At 66.3% G+C, this 18,948-nt stretch carries 16 protein-coding genes; 12 read left to right on the top strand and 4 right to left on the bottom strand.

All coding sequences use genetic code 11. The features are described 5' to 3' along the window. Positions 1 to 111: 111 nt before the first annotated feature. Both ACH13J_RS16525 and betI read right to left on the bottom strand, forming a co-directional pair. A complete protein-coding gene (locus ACH13J_RS16525) occupies positions 112 to 903 on the bottom strand; it encodes an MBL fold metallo-hydrolase (RefSeq protein ID WP_397544449.1) in 792 nt (263 codons plus the stop codon). An 84-nt stretch (positions 904 to 987) separates the two neighbouring features. Then, entirely contained in the window at positions 988 to 1,623 is a 636-nt protein-coding gene (betI, locus tag ACH13J_RS16520) for a transcriptional regulator BetI (RefSeq protein ID WP_397544448.1), read from the bottom strand. A gap of 247 nt (positions 1,624 to 1,870) precedes the next feature. Here betI and ACH13J_RS16515 point away from each other — a divergent pair, with 247 nt between their 5' ends. From ACH13J_RS16515 to ACH13J_RS16495, 5 genes are all read left to right on the top strand, one after another. Further along, entirely contained in the window at positions 1,871 to 3,028 is a 1,158-nt protein-coding gene (locus ACH13J_RS16515; protein WP_397544447.1) for an iron-containing alcohol dehydrogenase, read from the top strand. A 140-nt stretch (positions 3,029 to 3,168) separates the two neighbouring features. Further along, positions 3,169 to 4,110: an ABC transporter substrate-binding protein gene (locus ACH13J_RS16510; RefSeq protein ID WP_397544446.1), complete on the top strand. Its 942-nt coding sequence runs from the start codon at positions 3,169 to 3,171 to the stop codon at positions 4,108 to 4,110. A gap of 77 nt (positions 4,111 to 4,187) precedes the next feature. Next, complete coding sequence (locus tag ACH13J_RS16505; RefSeq protein ID WP_397544445.1) at positions 4,188 to 5,288, top strand: betaine/proline/choline family ABC transporter ATP-binding protein; 1,101 nt, start codon at positions 4,188 to 4,190, stop codon at positions 5,286 to 5,288. Further along, a complete protein-coding gene (locus ACH13J_RS16500; protein ID WP_397544444.1) occupies positions 5,285 to 7,345 on the top strand; it encodes an ABC transporter permease subunit in 2,061 nt (686 codons plus the stop codon). The genes ACH13J_RS16505 and ACH13J_RS16500 overlap by 4 nt, the downstream gene beginning before the upstream one ends. A gap of 16 nt (positions 7,346 to 7,361) precedes the next feature. Next, entirely contained in the window at positions 7,362 to 8,798 is a 1,437-nt protein-coding gene (locus ACH13J_RS16495) for an amidase family protein (protein ID WP_397544443.1), read from the top strand. Positions 8,799 to 8,828: 30 nt separating this feature from the next. On the opposite strand, the gene ACH13J_RS16490 is transcribed toward ACH13J_RS16495, so the two are convergent. Together ACH13J_RS16490 and ACH13J_RS16485 are read right to left on the bottom strand one after the other, a co-directional pair. Continuing rightward, positions 8,829 to 11,195 carry a transketolase gene (locus tag ACH13J_RS16490; protein ID WP_397544442.1) on the bottom strand — a complete coding sequence of 789 codons (2,367 nt, stop codon included), beginning with the start codon at positions 11,193 to 11,195 and terminating at the stop codon, positions 8,829 to 8,831. A gap of 16 nt (positions 11,196 to 11,211) precedes the next feature. Continuing rightward, on the bottom strand, positions 11,212 to 12,414 hold the full coding sequence (locus ACH13J_RS16485) for a methionine gamma-lyase (protein ID WP_397544441.1): 1,203 nt from the start codon (positions 12,412 to 12,414) through the stop codon (positions 11,212 to 11,214). A 108-nt stretch (positions 12,415 to 12,522) separates the two neighbouring features. Here ACH13J_RS16485 and ACH13J_RS16480 point away from each other — a divergent pair, with 108 nt between their 5' ends. From ACH13J_RS16480 to ACH13J_RS16450, 7 genes are all read left to right on the top strand, one after another. Next, positions 12,523 to 12,978, top strand: a complete 456-nt coding sequence (locus ACH13J_RS16480) for a winged helix-turn-helix transcriptional regulator (protein WP_397544440.1) — start codon at positions 12,523 to 12,525, stop codon at positions 12,976 to 12,978. Positions 12,979 to 13,039: 61 nt separating this feature from the next. Beyond that, the gene (locus ACH13J_RS16475; RefSeq protein WP_397544439.1) at positions 13,040 to 13,579 is read left to right on the top strand and encodes a GNAT family N-acetyltransferase; all 540 of its coding nucleotides are present in this window, start codon (positions 13,040 to 13,042) and stop codon (positions 13,577 to 13,579) included. 103 nt (positions 13,580 to 13,682) lie between these two features. Beyond that, a complete protein-coding gene (locus ACH13J_RS16470) occupies positions 13,683 to 16,094 on the top strand; it encodes an FAD-dependent oxidoreductase (RefSeq protein WP_397544438.1) in 2,412 nt (803 codons plus the stop codon). 88 nt (positions 16,095 to 16,182) lie between these two features. Beyond that, positions 16,183 to 16,860, top strand: coding sequence for a TetR family transcriptional regulator (locus ACH13J_RS16465; RefSeq protein ID WP_397544437.1), 678 nt, complete (start codon positions 16,183 to 16,185; stop codon positions 16,858 to 16,860). After that, positions 16,857 to 18,107, top strand: a complete 1,251-nt coding sequence (locus ACH13J_RS16460) for a sarcosine oxidase subunit beta family protein (protein ID WP_397544436.1) — start codon at positions 16,857 to 16,859, stop codon at positions 18,105 to 18,107. The genes ACH13J_RS16465 and ACH13J_RS16460 overlap by 4 nt, the downstream gene beginning before the upstream one ends. Positions 18,108 to 18,120: 13 nt before the next feature. Further along, the gene (locus ACH13J_RS16455) at positions 18,121 to 18,387 is read left to right on the top strand and encodes a sarcosine oxidase subunit delta (RefSeq protein WP_397544435.1); all 267 of its coding nucleotides are present in this window, start codon (positions 18,121 to 18,123) and stop codon (positions 18,385 to 18,387) included. Further along, positions 18,384 to 18,948, top strand: a 565-nt coding sequence (locus tag ACH13J_RS16450; RefSeq protein WP_397544434.1) for a 2Fe-2S iron-sulfur cluster-binding protein, incomplete at its 3' end; no start/stop codon positions are given. The genes ACH13J_RS16455 and ACH13J_RS16450, both read left to right, overlap by 4 nt.

Below are 18,948 nucleotides of genomic sequence, written 5' to 3'. Positions count from 1 at the left end.
GAACTCCCTGCGAACCGTCGACATGTTGGTCCTCCGTCGTGTTTGGCCGGATTTTTGATCAAAAATCCGAAGAATACAAGTCATCCAGGATTGCACGGCAGGGCAAACGGGTCACGCGGGCGGGGTCCGGCCCGCGCCGGCCTTGCCGGAAATCCACGACTCGGCATCCCCGACACGGCGGCCGCCCGCCTTGTAGTCATCGAGAATCTCTATCAGCCGGTCGCGGCCGAAGGACGCGAAATGCCCGGCGTGAACGGTCCGCACCGGCAGCTCGCGCAGGCGCGCATGGGACAGGGCCAGCACCTCGGGGTCGGAATGATACAGATCGTCGATCAGGTCCCCGTCATAAACCACGTCGCCACTGAAAAGCAGGCCGGTTTCCGCCTCGTGTAGCGCGATCGACCCGGGCGAATGGCCCGGCAGGTGAAAGACACGGAAAACCCTGTCACCAAGGTCGATCACGTCGCCCTCGTCCACCAGACGGGTGAGCGGCGCCGGGCGCACCTGGAAATCGCGGTGCGAAAATCCCTCCCATGGGAGAGCGGTGAAGGTTTCGGCCCTGACATACCCGGCATCCGCCACGGTATTCGCCTCGGTTGGCGCGGCCATGATCCCGGCTTCGGCCCCGTGTCCGCAGCGATCGGAAAATTCATGCAGGCCGCCGGAATGGTCGAAATGGCTGTGGGTCATGATGGCGGTGATCGGGCGCCCGGACAGCGCCGCGATCTCGCGCGTCATCGGCCTCAGACCCATGCCGGTATCAATGACAAGGTCGCGGTCGCGCCCGCGCACGTGCCAGATGTTGCAGCGCAGCCATGATGCCACGTGGATTTCATGTATCCGCATGACACCATCGGTCAGGGACTCGGTGGCGTACCAGTCCGCGGCAACTGTCTTGGTCATGTGACTGCATCCTCTCCAAAGGCACTTCCAGAAGTCGACCCCGGGGCCCGGCACGGCGGGACGGCCCCGGCGGGCTGCGCAACCTCAGGCCGCGTCGAGGGCGTCGCCCTGCCCCAGCCCCGACAGCAATATCCGCAGGACGTCGCAAAGGGCCTCGTACTCCGCATGGTTGTCAGGGTTTTCCGGCAAGCGCGCGACATGGTGCCATATCCCGTCAAGCTGCAGCGCCAGGAAACGGGCAATGCGCTGCGCGTCCTGCCTGTCGACGAGCTTGCGCAGTTCGTGCGTCAGGTTGCTCATCAGGCGCCGCTCGATCATCTTGACGATACGGGCCAGCCGCGGATCATAGGCTGCCTCTCCGGCGTAGGACGCCCAGGAATGCGCCGTTTCCCGTGTCAGCACCTCGGGACACAGGTTGCCCCACAGCACGGCCCTCAGCCGCCCGCCCACGCTGTCGCTCTGCCGAAGAAGCAGAACCACCTGCCGGGTGAGGTAATAGTAGTTCAACTTTACGGTCGCCTCCAGCAGGTCGGACTTGGTCTTGTAGTGGTAGTGAACCAGCCCCTGCGAAATTCCCGCCTCCTCGCTCACGCGGTGCACGGTCGTGCCTTTCAACCCGTATTTCTGCACGGTGCGCAGCGCCGCCTCCGCCAGCTCGCGCCGGCGCAGTTCGGAAATCGAGGAGCGACGCGCCCGGGCCGCTGGCTGTTGCTTGTTCATGTGTTCACGTTTCCGGCTCTGGGGCGATGACAGCGTATTCAAAATCCCGGGCCACCCGGGCACCATGCGTGCGCATGGCGTCACAAGCGAATTTTACAACCTTTTGTATATCCGGACTCGCCCCGGCCATCAATATTTTTGAATAAATGACCAAAAAATTGGTTGCACATTCAACGATGCTGTTTCACATTTTGCCCAAACGCGGCATCCAGCCGCACAAAACCGGCACGGGGGTAAAGACGAAAGCATGGTTGGCGTTGATTCAGTTGACTGGACATTCCCGGTTCCCATCAAGTACGGCGCGGGCCGTTTCGCGGAACTCGCCGAAACGTGCCGGGAGGCCGGCAGCGAACGCCCGCTGATCGTCACGGACCGGGGAACGCGAGACCTGCCCTTCGTCGAGCGCGCCCTTGCACAACTGACCGATGCCGGCATGGCGCCCGGCCTGTTCGCAGAGGTCAGCCCCAACCCCACGGATACCGAGGCCGAACACGGCAAGGCCGCCTTCGAGGCCGGGCAGCACGACCTGATCATCGGGCTCGGCGGCGGCTCCGGCCTTGACGCGGCCAAGGCGATCAGCCTGATCGCCGGGCGGGAAACCCCGCTGTGGACGTTCGATTTCGACCATACCTCGCCCGACATGGCCGGGTTCGTTCCGCTGGTCTGCGTGCCCACGACCGCAGGGACCGGCGCCGAAACCGAAAGCTCGGCCATGATCACCGACACCCGCCGCGAGATAAAGGGCTGCGTCTGGCACCCCCGGCAGAAGCCCGTGGCCGCCATCCTCGACCCGGAACTGACGGTCGGGCTGCCGCGCGGGCTGACCGCTTGGACGGGGTGTGACGCGCTCACCCACGCGATCGAGGCATATTGCGTGCCCATGTTCCACCCCATGTGCGACGGCGCCGCGCTGGAGGCGCTGCGCCTCATCGGCCCGGCGCTGCCAAGGGCCGTGGAACAGCCCGAGGCGCTGGACGCCCGCGGCGCGATGATCGTGGGGTCTTGTCTTGCCGGCGTTTCGTTCCTGAAGGGGCTGGGGCTGGTACACGCGATCAGCCACATGGTCGGCGCGGAATACGACACGCATCACGGGCTGACCAACGCTGTCCTGCTGCCGGCGGTGCTGCGCTTCAACGCGCCCGAAATCGGGCCGCACTGCCGGCCCATGTCGCAGGCGCTCGGCCTTGCGACGACCGATTTCGACGGCTTTTACAACCATGTTTGCGGCGTTCTCGACGCGCTGGACATTCCTGCCGGCCTGTCGGATCTCGGGGTCACGCCGGCCGATCCGGCCGGGCTGGCGCAAAAGGCAAGCCGCGACCCTGCCGCGCTGACGAATCCCCGGCAAGCCAGCGTGGAGCAGATCGCCGCGATTATCCGCGAGGCGCAGGACAATGGCCGATAGACACGCGGCCCGGCAAGGCCGCCAAGAAAAATCTGGCCTAATGACCAGGAATTTGGTGGAGTAACGATGTCCATGTTCCGGGATCCGCCCCGCGATAGGGACGGGCCCGCAACTGCAAAAGAAGAGGAAATCACATGTTGATGAAGACCATCAGGAACACCGTGCTCGGCGCGGCGCTCGCCGGTATCGCGGGCGTGACCGCCAGCGCGGCCGACACGATCCGGATCCCGGTCAACGCCTGGACCGGCCAGAATATCAGCGCACACATCACCGGCGAACTGCTCGGCGAGCTGGGCTACGACGTGGAATACGTCACCGCGGGCGCGGTGCCGCAGATCTCGGCAATGGCACAGGGCACGCTGCACCTGCAGCCGGAATTCTGGGACAACAACGTGGGCAACATCTACGACAAGGCGCTGGCGGACGGCGACATCAAGATCGTCGGCCCGCTGGGCCTGGAGCCGACGGAAGGCTGGATGTATCCCCCCTACATGGAGGAGCAGTGCCCCGGCCTGCCCGATTACGAGGCACTTTATGACTGCGCGCAGGCATTTGCCACCGCCTCCACCTTTCCCAAGGGCCGCCTGATCACCTACCCGGCGGATTGGGGCACGCGCTCCAAGACGCTGGTGGACCGTCTTGAACTGCCGTTCCAGGCGGTCGCCGGCGGCAGCGAGGGCGCGATGGTTGCCGAACTCAAGAGCGCGGTCTCTGCCAAGCAGCCCATGCTGATGATGTTCTGGCTGCCGCACTGGATCCACGCGGATTACGAGTTCAAGTTCGTTCAGTTCGATGGCGAGGGCAAGGCCTGTCCCCCTGTCGAGGAACAATCCCGCGGCAATGCCTGCGGCTTCACCCAGGCCAACGTTCACAAGCTGGTCAGCGGCGATTTCGGCGAGAAGTGGCCCGATGCGCACGTGCTGGTCGAGAACCTGCACGTGACCAACGACGAGCAGAACAAGATGATCCTCGCGATCGACCAGCAGGGCAAGGCGCTTGAAGAGGTCGTCGCCAACTGGATCGACGAGAACGAGGACAAGTGGACGCCGTGGCTGGAAAAAGCCCGCGCCGCGCAGGACTGAGATCCGATGCAGATGGGTCCGGCCCCCGTGGAAGGGGCCGGACCCGGTTTTTCGATGGGGATTGATCGGGGAAGAGGATGAGCCACGCGGATCCTGACGGCGCCTCGGCGCAACAAAGCCCGGCGAAACTGTCTTGCCGGCATCTCTGGAAGGTCTACGGCGGTGACGCGGGCCCGTATCTGGGCGGCGGCGCGGCCGAAAAGGACCCCGCCGCGGTGGCCGAAAAGCTGCGCGCGGATGGGATGATCCCGGCGGCCGTGGACGTGAGCTTCGACGTGGCCGAGGGCGAGATCTTCGTCATCATGGGGCTTTCGGGGTCCGGCAAGTCGACGGTCGTGCGCTGCCTGTCCCGGCTGGTCGAACCAACCCATGGCGAGATCCTCATGGACGGGGACAACCTGCTGGCCAAGTCCCCCAAGGAAATGATCGAGATCAGACGGCACAAGCTGGGGATGGTTTTCCAGCATTTCGGGCTGCTGCCGCACCTCACCGTTATCGACAACATCGCCTTCCCCCTGACCGTTCAGGGCCTTGGCGCAAGGGAAAGCCGGCGCCGCGTCGAGAAGGTCATCTCGATGGTCGGGCTGGAGGGCCGCGAGGACAGCTATCCCAGCCAGCTCTCGGGCGGGCAGCAGCAACGGGTGGGCATCGCCCGGTCGCTGGCCACCGAGCCCGACCTGTGGCTGCTGGACGAACCTTTTTCGGCGCTCGACCCGCTGATACGGCGCCAGATGCAGGACGAGTTTCTGCACATCCAGACCGAGTTGAAGAAATCCATCGTGTTCATCACGCACGATTTCCTCGAGGCGCTGCGCATTGCCGACCGCATCATGCTGATGCGCGCGGGCCGGATCGTGCAGATCGGCCGCCCGATCGACCTGATCGTGGATCCTGCCGACGATTACGTGGCAGAATTCACGCAGGACGTGCCGCTGACGCGGGTGCTCACCGCCGCGGACGTCGTCGCCCGGGGCGGCACGGCGGCAGAGGGTATGGTGTCCGTCTCCCCCGACACCAAGGTCGAAACCCTGCTGCCTATGCTGTCGGACCACCCCGAGGGCGTGGCCGTGGACCTTGGTGACAGGGGGCGGGCGCTGGTTACGCCCGCAAGCTTGATCGACGCGCTGTCGCATCATACCCGCGAGGTCGAGGAAGAAGCCGGGGAAGCCGTCTCATGACACCCCGCAAGGCGTTTCCGATGGCGGCCCTCGCATGGGCCGGCGTGCTTGCCGGCATGCTGGGCCTGCTGGCCATGAAGAGCGCGCTGCCCTGGGCGTTTTCCTACCCGGCCGAATGGGTGGTGCCGGCGACGGGGTGGCTCAACACGGCGATGGACTGGTTCATCGACTGGTTCGGTCAGGGTTTCCGCGCCGCGTCGTCCTTCCTCGACCGGATCATGGCCGGGGTCCGCTGGCTAATCCTTGCCCTGCCGTGGAGCGTGATGCTCTTGCTCATCACGCTGGCGGCCTACGCGCTGTCGGGCCTGCGGCTGGCGCTCTTCGCGTTTCTGGCCGTGCTGTACATGGCCGTGATCGGGTATTGGCAGGAATCGATGAACTCGCTGTCGCTGGTCGCCCTGTCGGTTCCTTTCTCGATCCTGATCGGCTTTGCACTCGGCGCGTGGGCATTCCTCTCTGACCGGGCCGAACGCGCGATCCGTCCGGCCATGGACCTGCTCCAGACGATCCCGGCCTTTGCCTACCTTCTGCCCATCCTCCTGCTCTTCGGGTTCGGCCCAGTGGTCGGGCTGATCGCCAGCCTGCTCTACGCGGTCCCGCCCATGGTGCGCAACACGGCGCTCGGGCTGGGCAGCGTGGGCACCGAGGTGATCGAGGCCGGCACGATGTCGGGCGCCACGCCGCGGCAGCTTTTCTGGCGCGTTCGCGTTCCCACGGCCCGCAAGCAACTGCTTCTGGGGGTCAACCAGACGACGATGGCGGCATTCTCGATGGTCATCATCGCCTCGATCATAGGCGGCACCGCGGATATCGGGTGGGAGGTGCTGTCCTCGATCCGCCGCGCCGAGTTCGGTCAGAGCCTCATTGCCGGGCTGGTGATCGCGCTGATGGCCATGGTGATGGACCGCATCACCGGGGCGCTGGCAGCCCATGACGCCGGCGACACCCAACCGGGCGCGCCGCACGGCCGGATGCTCTGGCTTGCCGTGCTCTTGGCGGCCGTTCTGCTGGGCCTGGCCCAGGTTTTCCCCGCGCTCGCGGATTACCCCAAGAGCTGGGTCATATTTCCGGCCGAAACGCTGAACGCGGGCGTGGAGTACCTCGTGGTCGAGTTCTCGCGTCAGATCGAGGCGATCAAGCAGGTGGCGTTCTTCTACGTCATGCTGCCGGTCAAGCTGGGGCTGGCGCAGACGATCAGCCCGTTCTCCTGGGGATTTGCCTTTACCGACACGATGAAGGCCGGCTACGCGGTCGCCGCGGCGGCGCTGGCTGTACTGGGTGGCTGGCGGCTGGGATGGAAGGCGGCGGTTGCCATCGTGTTCTGTGCAACGCTGCTCTTCTTCGGGCTGACCGGCCTGCCATGGCCCGCGCTGATGGCGGCGGCGGTGCTGGCGGCCTACCAGCTGGGCGGCTGGCGACTGGCCGCGGGCATGGGCGCCGGGCTGGGGTTCCTGCTGGTCTGCGGCGTATGGGCCGAGGCGATGCTGTCGCTTTATCTCTGCGGTCTCGCCGTCTTTCTGTGTTTCCTGATCGGCGGGCTGATCGGTGTCCTGGCATCCGAGAACGATGCCGTGTCGGCCGCCGTGCGGCCGGTGAACGACACCCTGCAGACCATGCCGCTCTTCGTGCTGCTGATCCCGTTCGTGATGATCTTCAAGATCGGGGAGTTCACCGCCCTGCTCGCGATCATGGCCTACGCGATCGTCCCTTCGATCCGGTATACCGAGCACGGGCTGCGCAACGTGCCCGCGGAGTCGATCGAGGCCGCGATCTGTAGCGGCTGCACGCGCTGGCAGCTGTTGTGGCGCGTCAAGTTCCCGCTCGCCGCGCCGGTCATATTCCTCGGCCTGAACCAGACCATAATGTACGCCATCGCCATGCTGGTGATTGCCGCGCTGGTGGGGACGAACGGTTTGGGCCAGCAGGTGTATATCGGCCTGGGCGACGGCGATTTCGGCGTCGGGATGGTCGCCGGCATCGGCATGGCCATCATCGCGATGCTGGCCGACCGCATGACGCAGGCGCTCAGCGGCGAGAAACAGGCAACAGCCCCCTGAACTGAACGGACCCGCCATGCTGTCATTCGACGACTACGCCGCTTGCGATGCCCTGGATCTCGCGGACCTCGTCCGCAAGGGGGAGGTCACCGCGAGCGAATTGATGGATTGCGCGCTGTCGGCCATCGACACGCATGATCCACGTCTCAACGCCGTGGTCATCCGTGATGACGCGCAAGCCCGTAAATCCGCGCGAGAGTCCGGGTCGAGCGCCCCGTTCTCCGGCGTTCCCTTTCTAGCCAAGGACGTCAACGTCGATGTCGCGGGCTGGCCGATGACCTATGCATGCCGCTATTTCGCGGACGCCGCGCCGGCCGCGGCGGACGGTGTGCTGGCCGCCCGCTGGAAAGCTGCGGGTCTCGTGATGGCGGGGCGCACGAACACGCCCGAATTCGCCACCGACTTCGTGTGCGAGCCGGAGCTCTACGGTCCCACCCGCAATCCTTGGAATACCGCCCGCACGCCGGGGGGGTCCAGCGGCGGCGCGGCGGCGGCCGTCGCCGCGGGGCTGGTGCCCATGGCGCATGCCACGGACTCGGGCGGCTCGATACGTGTGCCGGCCTCTTGTTGCGGTGTGTTCGGCTTCAAGCCCACGAGCCAGCTGGTCGCCACGGGCGCCCCCATCGGCCCGCTGGTGAACGGGCTGAACTGCGACCACGTCGTGACCCGCACGGTTCGAGACTCCGCCGCGCTGCTTGACCTGACCATTGGGCCCGAGCCCGGCGCCCCCGCGGCCATGGCGGCGCCCGCGGGGCGTTTTCTCGACGCGTTGCAGACGCCCCCGGCGAAACTCCGCGTCGGGCTGTGCCTGCACGCGCCGTGCGGACGCGCGGCCAACCCGGAAATCGCGGGACTGGTGAAAGAGGCCGCCACGCTGATGACGCAGATGGGCCACGAGGTGCACGAATGGTCATGGCCGGACGGCTGCGACCCCTACGAGCCCGCCGCCGCGTTCTGGACGGCCGAAGTCGCCTATGCCATCGCGCAACGCCAGGCCGAGCTCGGCCGTCCGCCTGCCGAGGAGGAGACGGGCGGCGTGATAAGGTGGGCCATGGACCACGCAGCGCGCTGCGACGCGGCGGAAATGGTGCGCATGCGCGCGGCGACATGGGACATCCGCCGCCGGGTTGCGCGCGCGATGCAGGACGTGGACATTCTGGTGATGCCGGTCGTGGCCGAGCCGCCGCTCGAGATCGGCCTGCTGGCGGAACTGGCGGCATCGAATCCCGAGGAGTGGCGCGAACGCAGCACGGCCTTTGCCCCGTTCACGGAGATATTCAACCTCACCGGGCAACCGGCCATGTCGGTGCCGCTCTTCCAGACCGGTGACGGGTTGCCGGCGGGCATCCAGTTCGTCGGGCGCGTGGGCGACGACCTTGCGCTTATGGGACTCGCGGGGGAGCTGGAGCGCCGGCGTCCATGGCCGCGCATGGCGCCGGTGCAAACACCCTGAGACCGTCGCAAGCCGGCCGCGGGCCCGGCGTCACGCCACCGGTCCGCCGCTTGTCAGACCGTTCACGGATGACACGATGGCGTGGCGGTCTATGCGGAAATGACCGTACAGCTCCGAGATGCTGCCGGTTTGCCCGAAATGCTCCACCCCGTGGGAGATGGTCCGGTGACCGGCGACCGCCCCCAGCCATCCCAGAGCGGCGGGATGGCCGTCCAGCACCGTCACCAGCGCGCAATGCCGGGGCAGCTCACCGAGCAGACGCTCCACATGGCTGATCGCCGCGGGGTTGCCGCGCGCGCGTTCGCGTTGCGCCGCGGTCCAGCCGGCGTTCAGTCTGTCGGCCGATGTCACGGCCAGAACACCGACATCACGCCGGGCGCCGCCGATTATGCCGGCGGCGGCGATGGCCTCGTCGGCCACGGCGCCCTGATAGGCGATGACGACCTCGCAGTTCGGTCCGGGTTTACGCAGCCAGTACGCCCCGTCGATTGCCCCCTGGCGGAAATCGTCGTCGGCCCTTGTTCCGGGCTGTTCCAGCGGTTTCGTCGTCAGCCGGAGATAGACCGATCCGCCGGTTTCGTCCCGCAGCCATGTCCGTTCGTCCGGGTCGCCGTCACCGTCGCGTTGCAGGTAATCGAAGGCCCATTCCAAGATCACCGCCAGCTCGTCGGCGAAGGCGGGCTCGAAACTTGCCAGCCCGTCTTGCGAGATGCCCGTGAGCGGTGTGCCGACGGACTGGTGCGCCCCGCCCTCGGGCGCGAGCGTCACGCCGGACGGCGTGCCCGCGACGATGAAACGGGCATCCTGGTAACAGGCGTAGTTCAATGCATCGAGGCCGCGGTGAACGAACGGGTCGTAGACCGTCCCGATCGGGATGAGCCGGCGCCCGAACAGGCTGTGCGACAGGCCGGCCGCGCCCAGCAAGAGAAACAGGTTCATCTCCGCGATACCGAGCTCCATGTGCTGCCCGTCCGGCGTGAACTCCCATTTCGCGGTGGACGGGATGCGATGCTCGATGAAGGCATCTTTCATCTCGGCCCGCGCAAAGAGCTTGCGGCGGTTGACCCACGGCCCGAGCGAGGTGGTACCGGTCACGTCCGGGGAGGTGGTGACGATCCGCTCTGCCAGGGCGCTGTCGCCCTTGCCCAGAGCATCCATTATCTTGCCGAAGGCGGCTTGCGTCGAAATCTCCCGGTCCGTCGGACCCGTGATCGCGGGGACCTGCAGACGGGCATCGCCGTGCCGCCGCGTCCCCGCGGCAAAGAACGGCACCCGCCCGAGAAAGCCGCGCAGGCCCTCGATGTCATCGACACCGGCGAAGGGCTCCCATTCGCTGCCTTTCGGGATGCCCATATGCGCCTGCCACTCGGCCATCTGCGCCTTGGTCATCAGGCCGCCGTGGTTGTCCTTGTGCCCGGCTATGGGCGTGCCCCAGCCCTTGATGGTGTAGGCCAGAAAGCAGGTGGGCCTGTCGTGGTCTATGGCATCGAACGCCTCGGCCATGGTTTCCACGCAGTTGCCCCCGAGGTTTTCCATCAGCGCGGCGAGATCGCTGTCCGAGCGGCGGTCTATCAGGGCGCTGACATCGCCCTGATCGCCCAGGTCATCCATCAGGCGTTTCCGCCATGTTGCGCCGCCCTGGTAGGTCAGCGCCGAATATTCCGCATTGGGGCACCGGTCGATCCAGTCCCTCAGACGGTCACCGCCCGGCTCCTCGAAGGCGGCGCGCTGAAGAGCGCCGTGCTTGATGCGGACCACGTCCCAGCCGAAAGCGTTGAAAATCTTCTCGACACGTTCGAACAGCCCTTCGCGCACGATTCCGTCCAGCGACTGGCGGTTGTAGTCGATGATCCACCAACAATTGCGCAGGTCGTTCTTCCAGCCTTCCTGCAGCGCCTCGTACACGTTGCCCTCGTCCAGCTCGGCATCGCCCACCAGCGCCACCATGCGCCCCGGCGGCAGGTTCTCACCCCATGATTTCGCCGTGACATAGTCCTGCACCAGCGATGCAAAGGATGTGATCGCCACGCCAAGCCCCACCGAGCCGGTCGAGAAATCCACGTCGTCGGTGTCCTTGGTGCGGCTGGGATAGCTCTGCGCGCCGTTGAAACCGCGGAACGCCTCCAGCCGTTGGCGCGTCTGCTGCCCCATCAGGTACTGAATGGCGTGAAAGACCGGCGAGGCGTGCGGCTTGACAGCGACGCGGTCCTGCGGTCTCAGCGCGGAGAAGTAGAGCGCCGTCATGATCGACACCATCGAGGCCGAGGAGGCCTGATGCCCCCCGACCTTGATCCCGTCGGGATTGGGACGGATGTGGTTGGCGTGGTGGATCATCCAGTGCGAGATCCACAGCAGCCTTTGTTCGATCGTCTTGAGATGGCGGGTTTCAACGGTCATCCGCTTTGCTCCGGGATCAGGCCGACCGGGCCGTTCGGGACGGCGCGAGCGCGCCATCGAGATCGTCGATGATATCGGCACGATCCTCCAGCCCCACCGAGAGGCGGATCAAGCCGTCGCCAATGCCATGCGCGGCACGTTCCTCGGCGGTGTAGGTCGAGTGGGTCATCGAGGCGGGGTGCTGGACCAGCGTCTCGGCATCTCCCAGCGACACCGCGCGGCCGATCATCGTCACCCTGTTCATCATACGCCGGCCCGCGTCGAGCCCGCCCTTGAGCTCGAAGGCGATCATCGCCCCGGGATGCGCCATCTGCCGGCACGCCAGGGCATGCTGGCCAAAGCTCTCGAGCCCCGGGTAGAACACGGTGCCAACCTCGGGATGGCCCTCGAGCCATTCGGCCACTGACCGGGCAGACGCGCAGTGCCGTTCCATCCTGAGCGCCAGCGTCTTGAGCCCGCGCAGCACGAGCATCGCGTTGAAGGGCGCCATCACGGCGCCAGTCATGTCCTTCATCCCGACAAGCCGGATTTCGCCCACCTGGTCGGCCCGCCCCACGACGATGCCCGCCACGAGGTCGCCATGCCCGCCAAGGTACTTGGTCGCGGAATGCACCACGATGTCGGCACCCAGTGCGATGGGCCGGGTAAGGTAAGGGGTGGCATAGGTGTTGTCGACGATGACCTGCGCGCCGCCCGAGTGCGCGATCTCGGCGACCGCGGCGATATCGACCAGCCGCATGTTCGGATTGGCGGGCGTTTCGAAATAGACCACGCGCGTACTGGCGGTCATCGCCTCCGACAGGTTGGCGGGGTCGGTCAGATCGACATGCGTGACGGTTATGCCGAAACGGCGCAGCCCGTGATGCATGAACGCGAAGGTGCAGCCGTAAAGGGTCTTGTCAACGATCACCTCGTCACCTGGCGAAAGCAGGGTCCACAAGGTCGCGGTGATCGCCCCCATGCCCGATGCCAGCGCAAGACCGGCCTCGCCGCCCTCCAGCGCCGCGACGCGCCGTTCGAGAAGATCGAGCGTGGGGTTGGAAATCCGTGAATAGATATGCCCCTCGCGCTCGCCCGCGAATGTTTCTCCGCCCGCCTCGGCGGTTTCGAAGGCAAAGGTGGAGGTGAGATGCAGGGGCGGTGTCAGCGCGCCCTCGTGGTCCGCGGGATCGTATCCGAGATGGATGGCACGGGTTGCGAAACCTTGTCGGTCGGTCATGGTTGATCTCCTGTTTGCAGCAGGATATCGCAGTATGAAAACTCATTTCATGCTATCTTGACTACTGAAATGGCCAATTTTGGAATATAATGCCAAGAAAGGGCAGAAATGGACGAAAAGGACCGCCAGATCATCCGCACCCTGCAACGCGACGGGCGCATGTCCAATCAGGACCTTGCGGCGGCCGTCAACCTTTCCCCGTCGCCCTGCCTGCGCAGGTTGCGCAATCTCGAGAAGGCGGGGATCATAGAGGGTTATGCCGCCCGGGTCGACCCAAAGACGTATGGCCTGCCCATCACCGCCTTTGTCCGGATCCGCCTCGAACGGCACGACGAGACCACGGTCAATACCTTCGAGCGAGAGGTCGACCGGATGGAGGAGGTGCTGGAATGCCATGTCATGACGGGCCAGACCGACTACCAGTTGCGGGTCGTGGTCGAGTCGCTCGAAGCCTACGAGGGGTTCATCCGCACCCGGCTGCAACGCGTCGGCGGCATCGGATCGATCGATACCAGCTTTGCCTACGGGACCGTAAAGGACAGCATGGTGTTCCCGCCGCTGTGACCGGGCATGTCGGCGACGGTCGGCGCGTGACCGGTGACACCCCGCAGGAGGGCCTGAGACCATGGAACTGAAACAGGGCTGCGACAGCCGCGACAGCGAGGTTATCGCGCTGTTCGAAGCAACCTTTGGAGCGTCCGAGGGCGCAGAGGAAGGCGCGCTGATCGCCCGGCTTGTGCGTGAGCTTCTGCACGACACGGCGCGGGCGGATCTCTTCGTCTTTACCGCGACGGACGGCGACGCGCTCGTGGCGGCGGCCATCTTTACCCGGATGCCGTATTCGCGCGATCCGCGCCGCGTGGTCCTGCTGTCGCCGATGGCGGTGGCGACGGCGCGGCAGGGCGAGGGGATCGGCCAGCGCCTTCTGACCATGGCGCTGGCGGCGCTCGGCAATGCCGGGGCGGACGTGGCGATCACCTACGGCGACCCCGCGTTCTATCGCAAGGTGGGGTTCGAACCGGTGAGCGTGTCTCTCGCCGGCGCGCCAAGGCCGCTGACCCATCCCGAGGGCTGGCTGGCAAAGCCGCTGACCGGGGGCACCATGGCACCGCTCAGCGGACACCCGCAATGTGTCCCCGCCCTCGACGACCCGGCATTCTGGTAGACCGGTGCGACGGATGCGCGGCCTGCAAGGAGGTGCTTCGCCAAGACTGGACAGATGTGTCCACACACGCTACCGTGACCTCGAACGCTGACCGGGAGGAAACATGAAGTCACAGTATCGCGTCGTGGTCATCGGCGGAGGCGTCGTGGGGACGTCCGTCCTCTATCACCTTGCCAAGCTCGGCTGGTCGGATGTCTGCCTGATCGAGAGATCCGTTCTGACCGCCGGGTCAAGCTGGCACGCCGCCGGCGGCTTCCACGCCCTCAACGCCGACCCCAATATCGCCGCCCTGCAATCCTATACCATCAACCTGCTGTCCGAGATCGAGGCGGAAAGCGGTCAGTCGGTTGGCATGCACATGACCGGCGGCATGACGCTGGCCGGCACGCCGGACCGGTGGGAGTGGCTGCAGTCGGCCTATCGCGTGTTCCAGTCGATCGGCATCGAGGACGTGCACCTGATAACGCCCGAGGAGGCGGGTGAACTCTGCCCCGTCATGTCCACCCATGGCATCCTCGGCGGCATGTGGGCCGAGCGCGAGGGATACGTCGACACCACCGGCACGGTGCACGCCTATGCCGGCGCGGCCCGCAAACACGGCGCGGAAGTGATCGAGCACAACCGCGTGCTGGAATTGAACCAGACCGCCGAGGGCTGGGAGGTCGTCACCGAGAAGGGCACGATCCAGTGCGAGCACGTGGTCAACGCCGCCGGGCTCTGGGCCAAGCAGGTGGGGCGCATGGCCGGTATCGAGCTGCCGGTGAGTCCGCTGGCGCATCACTACCTGCTGACCGAAACCATCCCCGAGGTCGCCGCGCTGGACAAGGAAATGCCGCTGGTGGTCGATCTGGAGGGATTCACCTACATGCGGCAGGACCAGAAAGGGATGCTGTTGGGCATCTACGAGATCAACCACCAGCACTGGATGATGGACGGCGCGCCGTGGAACTACGGCATCGAGCTGCTGCAGGAAGATCCAGACCGGATCGAGAACGAACTCACCCTCGGCTTCGAGCGGTACCCGGTGCTGCAGACGGCCGGGGTGCGCAACTGGGTCAACGGGGCCTTCACCTTCTCGCCCGACGGCAACCCGCTGGTGGGGCCGGTGCGCGGCAAGCGCGGCTACTGGTGCGCCTGCGCGGTCATGGCCGGCTTCCTTCAAGGGGGTGGCGTGGGCAAGAGCCTTGCCGAGTGGATGATCCATGGCGAGCCGGAGGCGGACGTGTTCGGCATGGATGTCGCCCGTTACGGGGACTATGCGCAGAACAAGCAATACATCAAGGAAACGACCGGCCAGTTCTACACGCGCCGCTTCGTCATGACCTACCCCAATGAACAGCTGCCGGCGGGCCGGCCGCTGCGCATGTCGCCGGCCTATTCCGACATGAGCGCCGCCGGCGCACGCTGGGGGGCGAGTTACGGGCTGGAGTTGCCGCTCTACTTCGCCCCCTCGGAGGATTTCGAGGAGACCCCGACGCTCAAGCGTTCCAACGCCTTTCCCATCATCGCAGAGGAATGCCGGGCGGTGCGCGAGGCTGCTGGCCTGATCGACATCTCCGGTTTCTCACGTTTCGAGGTTACGGGTGCGGGGGCCGAGCGCTGGCTGGATCACCTCGTGGCCTCCAGACTGCCCAAACCGGGCCGCGCCCGCTTGGCCCCGATGCTGAGCGATACCGGCAAGCTCAAGGGCGACCTGACGATCATGAACTGGGGCGACGGGACCTGGTGGATCATGGGGTCATATTACCTGCGCGAATGGCACATGCGCTGGTTCGAGGATCACATGACCGACGATGTGACCGTCCGCGACCTGTCGGATACCGTCGTGGGCTTCGGCGTGATGGGGCCAAAGAGCCTGGAGGTGCTGGAGCGGGTCACAGACGGGCCGATTGACGAATTGCCCTTCATGGGCTGCGGCACCTTCGATATCGGCCTGGTCCGCGCAAGGGTCGGGCGGCTGTCCGTGTCGGGGGAGCGGGGCTACGAGATCCACTGCGCGGCGAGCGAGCACATCGCGCTGAGAAAGACGCTGCTGGAGGCGGGCGCGGATCTCGGCCTGCGGGAGGTCGGTTTCGGCGCGCTGGTATCGCTGCGGCTGGAAAAGTCCTTCGGCATCTGGTCGGCGGAATTCACGCAGGGCTACACCCCCGCCCAGACGGGAATGGACCGCTGGATCGACTGGGAGAAAGGCGATTTCGTGGGCCGCGACGCCGCGATGGCGGAGCGCGACGGCGGCGGACCCGGGCAAATCGTCGTGACCCTCGAGGTCGATGCCGAGGATGCCGACGCCAGTGGGTTCGAGCCGGTCTGGAAGGACGGCCGGCGCGTGGGCTTCGTCACCTCGGGCGGCTATGGTCACACGGTGGGCAAATCGCTGGCGATGGCCATGGTCGATCGCGACAGCGCCGCGGAAGGCACCGAACTGACCACCCACATCGTTGGCGCCGAGCGCCCGGCGCGGGTGATCGCGCCGTCGCCCTACGACCCTTCGGGCCGGGCCATGCGCGGCGCCTGAGACGAGGCGCGCGCGGGATGCGGAAAATCCCGCGCGTGCTAACTTGTGCACCGTGGCAACTCGGCCACGGGCACACGGGAGAACGGGAATGGTCGAAACCAACATGACCGAAACGCAAACGGACCCCCGGCAGGACGGGTCACCGGCGCAGCCGGGCAACGTCAAGGTCACGCGCGAGGACTGGCTCGACGCCGCCATGGAACTGCTGGTCACCGAAGGCGTATCGGACGTGAAGATACTGACCATCGGCAACCGGCTCGGCGTGTCGCGCTCCAGCTTCTACTGGTATTTCGACAGCCGGCAGGATCTGCTGAATCAGCTTCTGGACAAGTGGGAACGGACCAATACCGGCGCCGTGATCCGCTACAGCGAGCTGGAGGCAGCGACCATCACCGAGGCCGTCAGCAACTTCTTCCGCTGCATCATCGTCCCCGGCGGTTTCGACTACCGGCTGGATTTCGCCGTGCGGGAATGGGCGCGGCGCGACCAATCCGTGCGCGAGGTCATCGACCGCAGCGACACGGCCCGGCACGAAGCGCTGGCCCGCATGTATGAACGGTTCGGATATTCACCCGAAGAGGCCGATATCCGGGCGCGCGTTCTCTACTACCAGCAGATCGGCTATTACGCGCTGGAAATATCCGAGGCGCTGGAGACACGCATCGCCCGTGTCGAGGGCTATCTCTACTGCTTCACCGGAATCCGCCCTCCCAAGGAAGAGGTCGATGCATTCCTCGAATTCGCCAGAAACCTGGAGCGGTCATGAAACGATACTCCGCGATTTCGCTCGCAACCGAGGGCCTGCGCGGACACCGCGGGTGGACACCGGCGTGGCGCAAGGCCAGCCCGGACGCGGTCTATGACGCGATCGTGGTCGGCGGCGGCGGCCACGGCCTCGCCACCGCGTATTACCTCGCCAAGAACCACGGCATCCGCCGGGTTGCGGTGCTCGAAAAGGGCTGGATCGGCGGCGGCAATACCGGCCGCAACACGACCGCGGTTCGGTCCAACTACTTCTACCCCGAAAGCGTGGCCCTCTACGATCTCGCCCTGCGGCTCTACGAGGATCTTTCGGGGGATCTGAATTTCAACGTGATGCTCAGCCAGCGGGGCATGTTGATCGCCGCGCACACACCGATGCAGATGGAAATCTGCGCGCGCATCGCCAACGCCATGCAGATCAACGGCGTGGACGGCGAGCTGATGGGACCCGAGGAAGCGGTGAAGCGCGCGCCGCTGCTCAACCAGCAGCCGCAGGCCCGCTACAAGTGCATGGGCGGCGTATGGCAACAGCGCGCCGGGGTGGCCCGCCATGACGCGGTGGCGTGGGGCTATGCCCGCGCCGCAAGCGACATGGGCGTTGACATCATCGAGAACTGCACCGTCACGGACCTGCTGGTCGAGGGCGGCCGGATCACCGGGGTGGAAACGGACATGGGCACGATCCGGGCCGATCGCGTGGGGCTGGCCGCCGCCGGGGCGACGCCGGGGCTGGCGGCCATGGCGGGCGTGCGCCTGCCGATCCATAACTACGCGCTTCAGGCTTTCGTTTCAGAGCCGGTCAAGCCGATGCTGGACATCGTCCTGCTGTATCTCGGCACCGGCACCTATGTCTCGCAGTCCGACAAGGGAGAGCTGGTGATCGGCGGGGGGCTCGACCGGGTGCCCACCCACGGCCAGCGCGGCAACCTGCCCGCGCAGGAGACGGTGCTTTCGGGCCTGCTGGAGATGTTCCCGGCCTTCGCCCAACTCAAGCTGCTGCGGCAATGGGCCGGGGTCGTCGACGTGGTGCCCGACAGCTCGCCCGTTATCGGCCCCGCCGGGCCGGAGGGGCTGTTTCTCAACTGCGGGTGGGGCACCGGCGGCTTCAAGGCGATCCCCGCGGGGGGTTGGCTGCTGGCGCATCTGCTGGCCACCGGGGCGCATCACGAGATCAGCCGCCCCTTCGACCTCGACCGCTTCGCCCGCGGCCGCCTCATCGACGAGGCGGCGGGCGCGGGCATCGCACACTGACAGGAGAACCGGGATGCAAGTTTTCACCTGCCCGTTCTGCGGCCCCCGCGACGAGACGGAATTCCACTTTGCCGCCGAGGCGGGCAAGCAGCGCCCGCAGCCGGCCGAGGAGACATCGGACGCGGACTGGGCCGACTACCTGTATTTCAACGACGCGCCGCGCGGGCCGGCGCGCGAGGTATGGGTGCACGTGACCTGCGGCGAGTTCTTCGTGATGACGCGCGACACCGTGACCCGCGAGGTCAGCGACGTCGCGCCCCTGCCGGGGAGGACCGCATGACCGGATGGCGCCACGATAATGCCGGGTCGCATATCGACCGGGATCGGCCAGTCTCCTTCACCTTCGACGGGGCCGAGCTGGCGGGCTTCACCGGCGACACGCTTGCCTCCGCGCTGCTGGCCTCGGGGCCGCGGGTGCTGGGCCGCAGCTTCAAGTATCACCGGCCGCGCGGCCTGTGGGGCATGGGCGGCGAAGAACCCAACGCGATCTTCGACGTCACCGAGAACGGGGTGACAACGCCCAACATCCGCGCCACCACCGAACCGCTGCGCGAGGGGATGGCGCTGCGCTCGGTCAACACCGCGCCGGACGCCGCCCGCGACCGTGCCGGGGCGCTCGACATGTTGAGCCGGTTCCTGCCCGGCGGTTTCTATTACAAGACGTTCATGGCCTTCGGCTGGATGCGGTGGGAGCCGATGATCCGGCGCATGGCCGGGCTCGGGCGGCTCGACCCCGGCCACCGGCCGCCGGCTGACACGCCGCAGACCAACGGGCGCTGCGACCTTCTGGTCATCGGCGCCGGCCCTGCGGGGCTGGCGGCGGCCCGCGCGGCCGCGCGGG

Source organism: Roseovarius salis, assembly GCF_044472985.1.
GTDB lineage: Bacteria > Pseudomonadota > Alphaproteobacteria > Rhodobacterales > Rhodobacteraceae > Roseovarius > Roseovarius salis.
This window is presented reverse-complemented; position numbering and strand designations above follow the sequence as displayed.

Excerpts from the sequence above, each read along its gene's own strand:
- ACH13J_RS16525 (WP_397544449.1), bottom strand. The coding sequence starts at position 903 with ATGACCAAGACAGTTGCCGCGGACTGGTACGCCACCGAGTCCCTGACC.
- betI (WP_397544448.1), bottom strand. The coding sequence starts at position 1,623 with ATGAACAAGCAACAGCCAGCGGCCCGGGCGCGTCGCTCCTCGATTTCC.
- ACH13J_RS16515 (WP_397544447.1), top strand. The coding sequence starts at position 1,871 with ATGGTTGGCGTTGATTCAGTTGACTGGACATTCCCGGTTCCCATCAAG.
- ACH13J_RS16510 (WP_397544446.1), top strand. The coding sequence starts at position 3,169 with ATGAAGACCATCAGGAACACCGTGCTCGGCGCGGCGCTCGCCGGTATC.
- ACH13J_RS16505 (WP_397544445.1), top strand. The coding sequence starts at position 4,188 with ATGAGCCACGCGGATCCTGACGGCGCCTCGGCGCAACAAAGCCCGGCG.
- ACH13J_RS16500 (WP_397544444.1), top strand. The coding sequence starts at position 5,285 with ATGACACCCCGCAAGGCGTTTCCGATGGCGGCCCTCGCATGGGCCGGC.
- ACH13J_RS16495 (WP_397544443.1), top strand. The coding sequence starts at position 7,362 with ATGCTGTCATTCGACGACTACGCCGCTTGCGATGCCCTGGATCTCGCG.
- ACH13J_RS16490 (WP_397544442.1), bottom strand. The coding sequence starts at position 11,195 with ATGACCGTTGAAACCCGCCATCTCAAGACGATCGAACAAAGGCTGCTG.
- ACH13J_RS16485 (WP_397544441.1), bottom strand. The coding sequence starts at position 12,414 with ATGACCGACCGACAAGGTTTCGCAACCCGTGCCATCCATCTCGGATAC.
- ACH13J_RS16480 (WP_397544440.1), top strand. The coding sequence starts at position 12,523 with ATGGACGAAAAGGACCGCCAGATCATCCGCACCCTGCAACGCGACGGG.
- ACH13J_RS16475 (WP_397544439.1), top strand. The coding sequence starts at position 13,040 with ATGGAACTGAAACAGGGCTGCGACAGCCGCGACAGCGAGGTTATCGCG.
- ACH13J_RS16470 (WP_397544438.1), top strand. The coding sequence starts at position 13,683 with ATGAAGTCACAGTATCGCGTCGTGGTCATCGGCGGAGGCGTCGTGGGG.
- ACH13J_RS16465 (WP_397544437.1), top strand. The coding sequence starts at position 16,183 with ATGGTCGAAACCAACATGACCGAAACGCAAACGGACCCCCGGCAGGAC.
- ACH13J_RS16460 (WP_397544436.1), top strand. The coding sequence starts at position 16,857 with ATGAAACGATACTCCGCGATTTCGCTCGCAACCGAGGGCCTGCGCGGA.
- ACH13J_RS16455 (WP_397544435.1), top strand. The coding sequence starts at position 18,121 with ATGCAAGTTTTCACCTGCCCGTTCTGCGGCCCCCGCGACGAGACGGAA.